The sequence below is a fragment of the Bacillus cereus group sp. MG1 genome (assembly GCF_040460035.1).
Taxonomy (GTDB): Bacteria; Bacillota; Bacilli; order Bacillales; family Bacillaceae_G; genus Bacillus_A; species Bacillus_A cereus.
Map to the genome: position 1 here is coordinate 1,656,401 of NZ_JARVGY010000001.1, position 13,455 is coordinate 1,669,855.

Here is a 13,455-nt window from a genome sequence, read left to right on the forward strand (position 1 = left end):
AATAAAGATTTTTAATTTCACCTAGTTAATTAATGTGGTGAAGTATCATTTATCATTATATTACAAATGCATTATTTTTCCAACAATATGAATTCGATATTATTTTGACAAGATTTAAAGAATGCGCTTACAACCTTTTGTTTATCTTAAAATAACATTTTTATATCTCTTCTAAAAATGTACAAAAATACTTCCACTTATTCACATTATTAACAAATTTATAGTACCTTGCAAAGAACAATAGCAAATGATATATTTGTAAATAATGGAATAACCATTATTTGGAATCTTTTTTTATAATTTATATATACCCTTCAAAAGGTAGATATAGATTGTGCTGTTTAGAAAGAAGATAAGATTCTCAACTGTAATTCATCATTCTATAAAGGAAAGTGATTGTTATGAACAAAAATGAATTTTTGGAACAACTTAGTTCCTCTCTGCAGAATATGCCTAATTTAGAAAAGGAGGATATTATCTCGGAGTACGAAACTCATTTTATTAGTGGTAAACAAGATGGAATATCTGAAGAGGAAATTTCTAAAAAGCTAGGAAACCCTAAAACTATCGCTAAAGAACTTAATATTTCATATGTAATCAGTAAAGCTGACAAGAAACGCAGCCTAAAAAACGTTATGACAGCACTGTTTTCTGTTATGAGCTTAAGTCTTTTAAACTTTATATTTATCATTATCGCCTTTTTCGTATTACTCTTTCTATTACCGCTTCTTCTAACACTTATAATTGCCACTCCGTTATTAATTATTTCACCTATCTTATTAATAGGATTAGGATTCTTTAAAGGGTTTCATCAAATCAGTTATTCCGATGTTTACAATGTATTCATAGCCTTTTGCATCGGCTTACTAATATCCGTCATATGTTATCAAATAATAAAACATCTATACGTAGCTTTAGTTAAATATTTGAAATGGAATGTAGCTATTTTGCAACGACACTAATGCAAAAGGAGATTAAGATGAAAAATTATATTTTATATCCACTCATGTTACTTACAATTTTATTTCTATCAGCTTGTTCAAACAGTGCACAACCTAAGGAAGAAAACGATGTACAATCTATTAAAGATGTTGCTATTAAAGTTCCAGAAAATATATTTAGTTCCTCAAAGAAAAATGAAACTATTAATGAAGACGAAATGAAACAAAATATAAAAAATTATATAGATTATAGTTGGAAGTTATCTGAAAATATTATCCCTCTCGCTTCAACAAATTTTGATAAGAATTTCACGGAATCTGACCGAGAAAAATTACAAAAACTAATTGATTTAGCGAAACAAAACGATATGAATTTCCATGAGTTTATTAGTAATAATAATTTACCTACTGATTATAAAAAACCTTCAAAAGAAATCTATGAATTTATGTCATCATCTACGGATATTTTCGTAGAGCTAGATCAAGAATTAGACAAACTCGCCCAAGATGGTAACTTATTCAAGGCCAATTTTTCTTTTACGAAACGCCTTGAGAAAATAAATGGGAGGAAACAAAAAGAGATTGAAAAGTTTTTGAACGAAAAAAATATTAAAACTTCAATTAACAGCAATAAAAAAAATTAACCGATGTGTTACATATCCCTTTCAAAATAATCAATAAGAAATGGCTATTTTGAAAGGGAGTTTTTGTGATATAACTATTAAATTCCCTAAACAAAAAAGACGCTCCTAAACTAGGAGCGTCTTCCACTATTACGCTTGTTGTTGCGCGCTATATAATTCTTCAAGTGGCTTCATGATAATTTTGTTAACGTCACCGATTACAACGTTTAGGCGTTGCTCAGTTTCCATTAATTTTGTAATTTTAGCATCTTGTTGAATGCGAGCTACAACTTCTTGTGCTTGTTGGTTGTCTTCTTCAGTGATTTCTTGGCCTTGCATCATTTTTTGTTGTAGGCTAAGTTGCATTGTACGGAACTCATCGAATAAGTTCTTTGAAGCTGTGTCAGCTTGAACTGCTGCGTAGCTCTCTTTTAAAGTTTTGAAGTCCTCGTTTTCAGCGATTGCTTTTTGTAATTCATATGCAACATCATGAATGTTCTTTGTCATTTTATTTTTCCTCCTTTAGAAGGCTAGCGCTTTTCATACGCACTGCCTTTTCAGTGCATTTACATACGCACCTCTTCTTACCATATCAAACTATGCAAGAGATGTGAAGAAATTTCACTTTTATTTCTATGTACTCACCTTATTATCTAAGAAACAATAGTAACAATCCTTGTACGAGCCCGATCATTCCGCCTAATAACGCTCCTAAATACGTAATCATTTTCAATTCGTTTTTCGTAATAGACAGAACTAAGTCTTCTAATCTTTCTGTTGAGAATGTAGACACTTCTTGCTGGACAATTTCCGCAAGGTGTAGATTGTTTAGTATACTCTCTACGTTTTCTGTTCCCCACTTTAAGCCTTTCGTTACTGCACTTGGAACCACTTTTTCAATAATTGTTTCTCGAACTGGTTCACATACTTGCTGAACAGATTGATTTAAAAACTTACTCACTGTTTCCTCTACTTTAACTGCTGACAGCACGGAGCTTACAATCATTTCTTTCTCTACAAATGCTTCTAATTCTTTTACATCTCTTCCTTTTAACTTTTCCCACTCTTTTTGCAGTACGTCAGTTAAAAGCTGCTTTGTAGCATCTTGCCCTAAAAACTTAATAACTTCTGGCTGCACACGATCCACAACACTTACATTTCCTAAAAACATCCCAACTAAGTTAAGTAGCGTTCCACGAGAAGCAAAGAAATCATCAATCATTTTTGAAAGACGCGCTTTCCCTTCTTCACTTTCAAAAAAGCTAATTCCTCGCTCTAAAATAAACGCCGAGGCATTCGGAATCGCATTCTCTATCTTTTCATGTACAGAATGAGGTAAAGCCTGTTCCCATGTATATGTATAATACTCTGCTAAAAATGCATGAATTTTTTCTGTAATCACATGTTCGATTTTTCGAGTCGCTTCTTCTTCTACATGTGCTACATTCCATTTTTCTAACATATATCGCAGTGATTGTTCATTCGTAATTACTTTATCCACTTCCACTTGCGCCCAGTGAATTAAACCTTTTTGAAACTCTTCATTTGTTAGCTTTTTTCCGATTCCTTCTGGTGTTAACAAATGTTCTACAACCATTTTTCCTAATTGAACAGCAAGTTCATCACGCCGCTTCGGAATTAACCCTGGTGTAAATGGAACTTGAAACTTTCCGATATAAATAGGACGATGAGGACGAAATAACATTTTTATCGCTAAATGATTCGTATATCCTCCAATAATTGCTCCGAGTCCTGTCGTCGTTAACATATTTAACCATATATTCATTACAATCAACCTTTCACTTCTCCAAAACTATAGCATATCATCATACGGACAAAAGTATAATGGTATAAAAACGTATTTGCAATATATAGCTTCGCCTATTATGCAAATAGTAGTAAAGGAGTGATTTCGTTGGTTCTCGGCCTTTTAACTTCTAAACTTCATTATGAGCAAACGTATTACACCGAAATCGCTAAACGCGCTCGGCTTTATCATAATGTCGTTGCCCAGTTTACGCCATTTTGTATTGATCCTAAAACAGACCTTGTTTCTGGTCTTATTTACGATACAGATACAGGAAAATGGAAAAAGCAAACATTCCCTATTCCTTCTTATATATATGATCGTTATTCTTTTCAAGAGGAAACAGACTTTGAAAAAGTAAAATCAATTATTCACTCTTTGCACAATCGTCCTTCCACTACCTTTTTAAATAACACACTTATTAATTCAAGTGAACTACATGATTTATTTCTCACTAATAAAAAACTGTCTCCTTATATACCAAAATTTGAAATTGCGACGATACAAAACATTTTCAAACTGTTGTTAAAAACTAAAGATATTATTATACGCCCCACTAATATACATTCTAAAGATAACTTATATCGAGTCGCTTACAAAAATAAAACGTTTCAGATCGATACAGTAAATGAAAAATACCATACTTCTATTTCAATCAAACGCACAGACGAATTTATATCTTGGTGTAAATCTAACATACGTTCATCACGTTACATAGCGCACACTATGCTACAACCACCAAATCAATTAACATATCCACTGCACATTCGAACCATTTTGCAAAAAAACAAAGAACAAACTTGGAATGTTATCGGTCAATTTATACAAAAAAGCTCATTTCCTAATCAGCTTTTACCCTCAGCAACGGACGATGATTCATTGCATTCATTTTCAAAAATTAAATACGTACTATCTAGTACAGGTGTGCAACTATTGCACGACGCTTTACACGACATTATAAATGAAGTATTCCAAACACTAGATCAGTCTTATTCTTCGTTATTTGAACTAGAACTTTCCACAATTATGGATCAAAAAGGTGCAATCTGGCTTATGTATGTCAACACGATCCCTCCTTACGAACAATACATTCGTCATAGTGATTCATTAGCTGAAAAGATATTTCACGGACCACTTAAATTCAGTCGCTTTACACCATAATGAAAGGAGGTAAACCTATTTTGAAAGAACATATATATACATTAAATATTTCAGATGAACATCCAAATAGCATTACTTTACCTTACGTTTTTTCTATTACACCACCTATTACATCCCTCTCCTTCGGCATACGTCATATAGCAAGTGAAGAAGTAAAAATTCATTATTCCTTTACTCGCGAAATTATTATCGGAAAGCATATTGCCGAAAAACTTTTACTGCCTCAATCAACTACTATTCATGCATTCACACAAAACCAAACAATTATTTTCGGACCATTAATCGGCATTTTTACAACTGGCTTTAACGATGATTCTTCTACCCCTTTAGGAAATCGTTCAATTGCTCTCAGTGAGTTGTTAACACCACCATTCTCATTACGACCGTTCGTATTCGTCTTTGGCGTTCAACATATAAACTGGGAAGAAGAAACAATTAACGGATATTTCTTTCGAGAGAAACAATGGATAAAGAAAAAGGTTCCTTTACCAAACGTCATTTACGATCGACTACCGAATCGACAAGCGGAAAATTACAAACCAATTGTCAGAGCAAAAAGAAAGTTAGAACAAGACTACTCCATTCCATGGTTTAACCCAGGGTTTTTCAATAAATGGGAAGTTCATCAACTTCTTATGAAAGACGAATCAATTAAACCCTTATTACCAAATACAGAAGCATTTCAGCATTTCGAACAAGTAGAACGGTTTCTTGGCACATATAAATCAGTGTACATGAAACCAATACACGGGAGCTTTGGTAGAAATATTCATCAAATATTTTATTCTCAAACAGAAAATTGCTACTACTGTCGTTATCGCGAAAATGAAGAAAATAAACTAAGAAAGTATCAATCATTAGAAACTCTTCTAAACCACGTATTAAAAGGACATGATTTAAAAAAGTTTATCGTACAGCAAGGTATTTCGTTACTTCGCTTTGATGGTCAACCTGTTGATTTCCGCATTCATACAAATAAAAATCATTTCGGTAATTGGATAGTTAGTGCAATCGTCGCCAAAATCGCCGGCAAAGGCAGTTTAACAACTCATGTAAATAGCGGCGGTGATACAAAGTTGCTACAAGAGCTTTTTCCAGATTCAACGAAGCAAGTTCAAATTGAAAATAAATTAAAACAAACAGCTCTGCAAATAAGTTATGCACTCGACGAGCAAGTAACTGGAAACATCGGTGAGATTGGTTTCGATATCGGTTTAGACACAAAGGAAAATCCGTGGTTATTTGAAGCCAACTCTAAACCTGGGCGAACTGTATTCCAAGATGCCAAATTAAAAGAACAAAGTGAACTGACACGCCAATTATTTTACGAATATGCCATCTACTTAACTGAACATTCCTTACGTGATGCAAAGGAAAAAATGTCCCAGATAAAATCCGGGACTTCATCAAACACCGAACATATCCCTTCTCCTATGATTCACTCACAAATACAAAAACAAAAACTTCCACCTAGATAATAAGGTGGAAGTTTTCTATTTACACAAGTTTTACTACAACCTCAGTTTCCACGTTACATACTCCGCAATAAAAAATATGATTGCAATATTCATTTGAATTATTATGCGTTAAACCATCTACTGCACTTAATAATTCTTGATCCATATAGGCACTATAATCGTCTATATAATCTACAGACTTCCCATAATCTTGGAGTATACTTTGGCAATTTTGACAAGAATATGTTTGTGATTCTAATGCATTGCAAAGCGGGCAAATCCCCATCATGATTCCTCCATACGTTATCGTTTAAAGCCTCTCTTTTTTAGAGTGAAGAGAGCAACCTATCCAAACATAGGAGCGCCCACTCCATCCCTACTTAAAAATAGAACTATAAAGTTGCTACCGATTTCATTTTTATTTCAATAAATCATAAATAAGAAGCTAATAATTAGCCTACAAGTAGCAGGCTACAATGAGAAAATTATATTTAATATCCTCCTTAGTTTGGCCTGTTTTCTTAAAAATACAACGATTACTCTTATTTCATAATTTACGAAATCAATAAGTTTTTTTGACAAAATTTACAAATTATTATTTTGTATATCTTTCTAGGTAACATCCATACTATGAGTACAAACTTAATTACCGATGGATTAGCGCCAATCGGGGCGATAATCTGGTTCAACTCCAGCTAGTCCAACCAAAAAAACTTTTATAACTCTAAGGAGGATATATTCCTATGGCAAACCAAAATTCTTCAAATCAATTAGTAGTACCAGGTGCAACAGCTGCAATCGATCAAATGAAGTACGAAATCGCTCAAGAATTTGGTGTACAATTAGGAGCAGATTCTACGGCTCGCGCTAACGGTTCAGTTGGTGGAGAAATCACAAAACGTCTAGTTGCAATGGCTGAGCAAAGCCTTGGCGGATTCCACAAATAAATATATATGGCAAAAAGGTCTCAAGGCATATGCCTTGAGACCTTCCTTAATTTATTGCAACATTTGTAAAAACTTCTTCGTACGTTCTTCTTTTGGATTTGTAAATACTTCTTCTGGTGTACCTTGTTCGACAACGACACCGCCATCCATGAAAATAACGCGGTTTGCAATTTGATGTGCAAAACGCATTTCGTGCGTTACAATAACCATCGTCATGCCTTCTTTAGCAAGTTCTTTCATTACTTTCAGAACTTCTTGAACGAGTTCAGGATCAAGCGCTGACGTCGGCTCATCAAATAGTAACACTTCCGGCTCCATCGCAAGCGCGCGCGCAATTCCAACGCGCTGTTGTTGTCCGCCTGATAATTGGAACGGATATAAGTCTACTTTATCCGCAAGACCAACCTTTTCAAGGAAATAGTTTGCTTTTTTCTTCGCTTCTTCTTTCCCCATCTTTTTCACTGTAACGAGCCCTTCCATTACATTTTGAAGTGCTGTTAAATGCGGGAATAAATTATGGTGCTGGAATACCATACCTGTTTGCGTACGAAGATTGACAATATCTTTCTTCGTTACTTTTTGAGAGAAGTCGAGTTCTTTATTACCGATTCGAATATTACCAGCGTTTGGTGTTTCTAATACATTGAGACAACGTAAGAATGTCGTTTTACCAGATCCAGATGGACCGATAATAACAACCACTTCCCCCTTCTCAACTGATAAATCTATATGCTTTAGTACGGTATTATCTCCGAAACTTTTTTGTAAATGCTGAATTGAAATCATAAAAACAAAAACTCCTTTTGTAAAAGGATTATTTTAATGTATAGCGTTCTGAACGCTTTTCTAACATCTGTTGTACGATTGATAATAAGAAACAAATAACCCAATAAATAAGACCTGCTTCGAAATAAACAATTAAAAATTCGTAGTTCATTGCCGCAATTTCCTGCGCTTTTCGGAACATTTCTGTTACTAAAATTAACGATGCTAATGAAGTATCTTTCACTAAGCTAATAAATGTATTCGAAAGCGGCGGGATTGATACGCGCGTTGCTTGCGGTAAAATAACACGTTTTAACGCTTGTGGGTATGTCATCCCAATTGTATAAGCAGCTTCCCACTGCCCTTTCGGAATGGAAAGGATAGAAGCACGAATAATTTCAGATGCATATGCACCGACATTTAATGAAAATCCAACAACTGCTGCTGTATATGGCTCAACTTCAATATTAAGAGTTGGAAGACCATAGAAAATAATAAATAGCTGTACAAGAAGTGGCGTTCCGCGAATGATAGATACATAGATACGAGCAATCCATTGTAAAATACGACTACCAGAAATACGTGCGAGCGCTGTTAACGTTGCAAGTATAATCCCGATAATAAATGTAATAAGCGTTAATGGAATTGTTGTAAAAACAGCTTCCTTCAGCATAGGCATGAAGGAAGTCTGCATAATATCTATCCAAGTAGACAATCGATCTGAAACTAATGCACTACTTAGATACATTTTCACCGAACCATTTTTTCGTTATTTTGTCATACGTACCGTCTTTTTTCATATCTTCTAACGCTTTATCTACTTCTTGTACAAGCTTAGTGCTACCTTTACGGAATAAGAATCCACTTTCTGAAGCTTCTTTTTCAGTATCTACAATTTTAATTTTTGCATCTTTTTTCGTTTCTAAATAATTTAATACTGATAACTTATCATTAATTGTAAAATCAACGCGTCCTGAAGCTAATAATTCTGCCGCTTGGCTAAATCCTTCTACACCAATAATTTCCGCACCGTTTTTCTTAGCAATATCTGCATAGTTACTCGTTAAAGATTGTGCTCCTTTTAAACCTTTTACATCAGCAAATGTAGCAGGCTTATCTTTATCTTTTGCAATAACTAATGCCGCTGAAGATGAAACGTACGGTTTAGAGAAATCATATTTCTTTTGACGGTCTTCACGAATACCAACTTCGTTTGCAACCATATCGAAACGTTTTGCATCTAAACCAGCAAGTAAGCTATCCCATTGTGTTTCTTTAAATACAGGTTTTACACCTAAACGTTTTGCAACTTCTTCTGATAGTTCAACGTCAAATCCAGTTAATTTATTGCTTGAATCATGGAATGTGAACGGTGCGTATGTACCTTCTGTTCCAATTACAAGTTCACCGCTTTGTTTTATCTTTTGTAACGCGTCTTGACTAGCTGTATCTTTTTTCTCTTCTTTACCGCAGCCGGCTACAATCCCGATCGCTAATGTAGTTACTGCAAGCACTGAAAATAATTTCTTCATGATAGTAATCCTCCAAGTATTCTGATAGGAATTTAAAAACTATATTGATTGTATGCAATCTTGAACAATTTTTCAATGAAAATGTTCTTATTTAGTTTATCCTTTTTCTTCATAATCAAACAAAAGGGAAAAATAATGCTACATACAAAAAATAAGTAACATTTTTTAATATAGCATTTATTGTACGAAAGGTAAAATAATACTTCTTATTTAACTGCCCTGATTCACTAAAAAAAGAACTTGTGAAAATCACAAGTTCTCTCCCATACCTATTAAGCGCTCTGGTTCCCTTCCATTTGCGTTTTGTACATATCATAATAACGCCCGCGCTTTTTCATTAGCTCATCATGAGACCCTTTTTCTAAAATGGTTCCTCTATCAAGCACAATAATTTGATCTGCGCTTTTAATTGTTGAAAGTCGGTGAGCGATAATAAATGTCGTTCTTCCTTTTTTCACAACTTCTAGCGCTTGTTGAATCATCGCCTCTGTTTCTGTATCGATACTAGATGTCGCTTCATCTAAAATTAAAATGGCTGGGTCAAAAGCGAGCGCCCTAGCAAACGATATAAGCTGACGTTCTCCGGTTGAAAGAGTACTTCCTTTCTCCGTAATTTCTTCATTTATATTGTTCGCAAATCTTTCAGCACCAACATCACGCAATGCTTTTACGATGCGCTCTTTTGAAATTTTTTCATTTTCTAAACTTACATTAGATGCTACTGTTCCGCTAAATAAAAACGGATCTTGCAGTACAATTCCCATATGTTCACGAGTTGCTTGTTTCGGCATCTCTTTTACATCATGACCATCAATCGTAAGCTTTCCTTTTTCAAACTCGTAAAACTGAAAGAGTACGTTCATAATAGAACTTTTTCCTGATCCAGTATGACCGACAAGTGCCACGGTCTCCCCTTGTTTCGCTTCAAAAGAAATATTTTTTAACACTTCATCTTTCCCATTATAAGAAAACGATACATTATCAAACTTCACATTTCCTTGTAAGCGAGGCATACGCTCTTCTTCTACTGCTTCTCCTTTTTCCTCTAACAATTCAAAAACACGCTCTGATGCAACACGCGATTGTTCTAAGTTAGCAAGCTGGTTCACCATATTCGTAATCGGTGAGAACAATCGTGTTAAATAATCAACGAACGCATACAGTATCCCTAGAGAAATGACGCCTGTAGCACTTAATGAAGCGCCACCGAAATACCAAATCACACCTGTGAAAGCGATATTTCTTAATACGGATACTAAATTATGAGAAGTTGCTGCATTTAAATTCAAAATTTTATTTTGATACTTAAAATAATCGCCATTTAATTCTTCAAACTCTTTTTTCGTTTCACGCTCTTGACGGAACGCTTGAATAATTGGCATCCCTTGAATGGATTCATTTACTGTTCCGTTAATATCAGATAAACGAGAGCGCATTTTATGATTGTATACAGACGCGTATTTTCTATAAAGAATTGCCCAAACGATTAAAATCGGGATAATGAGTAAACATAACGTCGCCAATTTTACATCAAGTAAAAATAGCGCAGCGAATATCCCAATAATATAGATGATACTTGAAACGAATGTCGCAAGTACCGTTACGTATAGATCACGAATGGCTTCCGTATCATTCGTCACACGCGACACAATTTTCCCTGCTGGTAAATGATCGAAATAACGAATTGGCAACGTTTGAATATGAGAAAAAACATCTTCCCTCATAATTTGAATAATTTTGTTCGCTGCCTTTTGCAAGAAGAACTGCTTTCCGTATGCAAATAATGATACGACTACTAATAAAGCAAAATAGCCACCACCAAGTAGGAGTAAACGGTTTATTTCTGGTTTATAAAACGCAAACACTTCTTCTTTCGTCAATACTTTCGCTTTATACACTTGCACCGCCTTACCATTTTGAACGGTAATCATATCCCCTTTTACAGTACGTGATCCTTCCGCATTTACTTTATTCGGTACAAAATAATATTGAAAACCGACTTGCATCACGCGTACTTCTTTCCCTTTTTTCTCGCCTTGTTCAAAGCGATCACTTCGCTTATAAAAAGCCCCATTATACGAAACAGCATCTTCACTCTGTTCTGTTTCATACCAAGGTTTCTCTATCCCGACGATATGATCGTCAATCATCGTTTTAGCGACGAAAGGACCAGCAAGCTCTGCGATGACGAAAATAAATAACATTAACATCGCAGCAAAAATCGTCCCTTTCACTTTCATCGCGTATTGAAACAATCGTTTTGAAACGCTCATATTTTCACCCCACTATCCGCACTTTCACTTTCACCTTGTTGTCTTTCAAACTGTTCAGCATACCAGCCTCCCTTTTGGATAAGCTGAGCATGCGTACCTTCTTCTATAACTGCGCCTTCATCCATAACGAGAATCCAATCCGCATGTTGCACTGCAGATAAACGATGCGTCGTAATAATCGTCGTCTTTCCGCTTCTTTCCGTTCTTATATTTTCAATGATCGCTGCTTCCGTACGAGCATCTACAGCTGATAAAGAATCGTCCAAAATTAAAATTTCTGGATTTTGAATAACAGCTCTTGCAATCGAGATCCTTTGTTTTTGCCCTCCTGATAAAGAAACACCTTTCTCTCCAACTAGCGTTTCTAACCCTTCTGGTAAAAACTCTAAATCCTTTTTAAACGCAGCAATTTCAATCGCTTTCTCTAGTTCTTCTTCAGTCGCTTCCCTATTTCCGAATAAAATATTTTCTCGCGCTGTTTTTGAGAACAAAATATGCTCCTGCGGTACATAACCAATCCAGCCGAGTACATTTTCATTCGTCATTTTATCCAGCGTCACATCAGAGACTGCAATATCCCCATCTCCAAGCGGATATTGACGAAGAAGCTGACGGACAAGCGTCGTCTTTCCGCTTCCTGTTTTCCCGACAACCCCAAGCGTTTCCCCTTGTTTTAATGTAAACGAAACCTTTTTTAAATTTGTTTCAGTTGATGAAGGATATGAAAAGGTAACATCATCAAACTGAATATAATCCGGCTCTTGCACAAGCTTTGGATGTTTCGGATCCTTTACATCTGGTTCATACGCTAACGTTTCATTTACACGGTCTAACGAAGCGTTTCCTCTTTGCATAACATTAATTAATTCGCCAATTGCAAACATCGGCCAAATCATCATCCCTAAATACACGTTAAATGAAACGAGTTCACCAAGTGTCACCTTTGATTGAAATACAAGATATGCGCCGTACACTAAACCAATTAAATAACTAAGGCCAACAAGCATTTTCACAGTTGGCTGAAATAGTGCATCAATTCTAGCTACCTTCATATTTTTTTCGTAGACGTCATCTCCTAAATGATGAAATCTTTCTTGATCTGCGTTCTCTTGTACATACGCACGAATAACGCGCACACCAGCGATTGACTCAAGTACTTTATCGTTCATATCACCGAATGCATCTTGCGCAACAGTAAATCTTTCATGCAATTTCTTTCCATATATATTCATCGCATACGCCATAATCGGAAGCGGTATAAGTGCCGCAAATGTAAGCTCCCAACTAATTGTAAATCCCATCATAAAAACGATTGTAAGCATGTATAAACTAGAATCCACAAGCGTTAATATACCAAAACCAGCTGTCATAGCGATTGCTTTTAAATCATTCGTTGCCCTCGCCATTAAGTCGCCAGTACGATTTTTTTGATAAAAAGTCGGCGTCATCTTAAGTAAATGCCCCATAAATTTAGAGCGCATCGTTTTCTCAAGTACAAATGCACCTCCAAACAATTGATGTTGCCATACGAAAGTAAGACCATACCCAACGATTGTAACCCCTATTAAAATAAGAATAGATTGCATAATTGCTTCGTTCGATAACGTTCCTGTTTTTATATTATCTATCGTAACCCCTAACACTTTCGGGGGAATAACTTCAACTATATTCACAATTAAAAGAGCTCCAATGGCAATACTATATCTCTTCCAGTGCTCCCTAAAAAACCATTTTAACTTTAGTAATACTGATAACAATGTAACCTCTCCCTTCTCGTTCTCGTTTACCTCTCATTTCTTTATCCACTATCCAGACCCATCACATTTACATTTCGTAACCCATACAATCTCATCACATTTTTCCACCTTCCAAAGTTTTTTATCGGAACCAAACAAGGGAAAATAAACAAAAAAAAGCATACCGCCGCTTGACGATATGCACAGGAATGC

The 13,455-nt window shown here is 35.2% G+C and carries 13 protein-coding genes; 5 read left to right on the plus strand and 8 right to left on the minus strand.

What is annotated here, in order from left to right; all coding sequences use genetic code 11:
* Nucleotides 1-401 precede the first annotated feature (401 nt).
* Together QCI79_RS08590 and QCI79_RS08595 are read left to right on the plus strand one after the other, a co-directional pair.
* On the plus strand, nucleotides 402-962 hold the full coding sequence (locus QCI79_RS08590) for an HAAS signaling domain-containing protein (protein ID WP_021727553.1): 561 nt from the start codon (nucleotides 402-404) through the stop codon (nucleotides 960-962).
* A gap of 17 nt (nucleotides 963-979) precedes the next feature.
* Nucleotides 980-1,585 carry an NDxxF motif lipoprotein gene (locus QCI79_RS08595; protein WP_000800758.1) on the plus strand — a complete coding sequence of 202 codons (606 nt, stop codon included), beginning with the start codon at nucleotides 980-982 and terminating at the stop codon, nucleotides 1,583-1,585.
* Between the two features lie 129 nt (nucleotides 1,586-1,714).
* Here the strand turns inward: QCI79_RS08595 and QCI79_RS08600 are convergent, their stop codons facing one another.
* Nucleotides 1,715-2,071 carry a YlbF/YmcA family competence regulator gene (locus QCI79_RS08600; protein ID WP_000164614.1) on the minus strand — a complete coding sequence of 119 codons (357 nt, stop codon included), beginning with the start codon at nucleotides 2,069-2,071 and terminating at the stop codon, nucleotides 1,715-1,717.
* A gap of 142 nt (nucleotides 2,072-2,213) precedes the next feature.
* Complete coding sequence (locus tag QCI79_RS08605) at nucleotides 2,214-3,350, minus strand: DUF445 domain-containing protein (RefSeq protein ID WP_001985918.1); 1,137 nt, start codon at nucleotides 3,348-3,350, stop codon at nucleotides 2,214-2,216.
* A 129-nt stretch (nucleotides 3,351-3,479) separates the two neighbouring features.
* Between QCI79_RS08605 and QCI79_RS08610 the strand changes: the two genes are divergently transcribed.
* Nucleotides 3,480-4,532: a YheC/YheD family endospore coat-associated protein gene (locus QCI79_RS08610; protein ID WP_000242815.1), complete on the plus strand. Its 1,053-nt coding sequence runs from the start codon at nucleotides 3,480-3,482 to the stop codon at nucleotides 4,530-4,532.
* 20 nt (nucleotides 4,533-4,552) lie between these two features.
* Nucleotides 4,553-6,010 carry a YheC/YheD family endospore coat-associated protein gene (locus tag QCI79_RS08615; protein WP_000658106.1) on the plus strand — a complete coding sequence of 486 codons (1,458 nt, stop codon included), beginning with the start codon at nucleotides 4,553-4,555 and terminating at the stop codon, nucleotides 6,008-6,010.
* A 19-nt stretch (nucleotides 6,011-6,029) separates the two neighbouring features.
* Here QCI79_RS08615 and QCI79_RS08620 read toward each other — a convergent pair whose 3' ends face one another.
* A complete protein-coding gene (locus tag QCI79_RS08620; protein ID WP_000510474.1) occupies nucleotides 6,030-6,275 on the minus strand; it encodes a hypothetical protein in 246 nt (81 codons plus the stop codon).
* Between the two features lie 457 nt (nucleotides 6,276-6,732).
* On the opposite strand from QCI79_RS08620, the gene sasP reads away from it, so the two are divergent.
* Nucleotides 6,733-6,936 carry a small acid-soluble spore protein, SasP family gene (gene sasP / locus QCI79_RS08625; protein ID WP_000013338.1) on the plus strand — a complete coding sequence of 68 codons (204 nt, stop codon included), beginning with the start codon at nucleotides 6,733-6,735 and terminating at the stop codon, nucleotides 6,934-6,936.
* Between the two features lie 51 nt (nucleotides 6,937-6,987).
* Here sasP and QCI79_RS08630 read toward each other — a convergent pair whose 3' ends face one another.
* The 5 genes from QCI79_RS08630 to QCI79_RS08650 all read right to left on the minus strand — a co-directional run bounded on the left by QCI79_RS08630 (nucleotide 6,988) and on the right by QCI79_RS08650 (nucleotide 13,263).
* Nucleotides 6,988-7,722: an amino acid ABC transporter ATP-binding protein gene (locus QCI79_RS08630; protein ID WP_000623594.1), complete on the minus strand. Its 735-nt coding sequence runs from the start codon at nucleotides 7,720-7,722 to the stop codon at nucleotides 6,988-6,990.
* A 28-nt stretch (nucleotides 7,723-7,750) separates the two neighbouring features.
* Complete coding sequence (locus QCI79_RS08635) at nucleotides 7,751-8,449, minus strand: amino acid ABC transporter permease (RefSeq protein WP_000281499.1); 699 nt, start codon at nucleotides 8,447-8,449, stop codon at nucleotides 7,751-7,753.
* Nucleotides 8,436-9,233, minus strand: coding sequence for an amino acid ABC transporter substrate-binding protein (locus QCI79_RS08640; protein WP_000732836.1), 798 nt, complete (start codon nucleotides 9,231-9,233; stop codon nucleotides 8,436-8,438). Before QCI79_RS08640 ends, QCI79_RS08635 begins: the two co-directional genes overlap by 14 nt.
* 272 nt (nucleotides 9,234-9,505) lie before the next feature.
* Entirely contained in the window at nucleotides 9,506-11,506 is a 2,001-nt protein-coding gene (locus QCI79_RS08645) for an ABC transporter ATP-binding protein (RefSeq protein ID WP_021727554.1), read from the minus strand.
* Complete coding sequence (locus QCI79_RS08650; RefSeq protein WP_000953787.1) at nucleotides 11,503-13,263, minus strand: ABC transporter ATP-binding protein; 1,761 nt, start codon at nucleotides 13,261-13,263, stop codon at nucleotides 11,503-11,505. The genes QCI79_RS08645 and QCI79_RS08650 overlap by 4 nt, the downstream gene beginning before the upstream one ends.
* Nucleotides 13,264-13,455 lie beyond the last annotated feature (192 nt).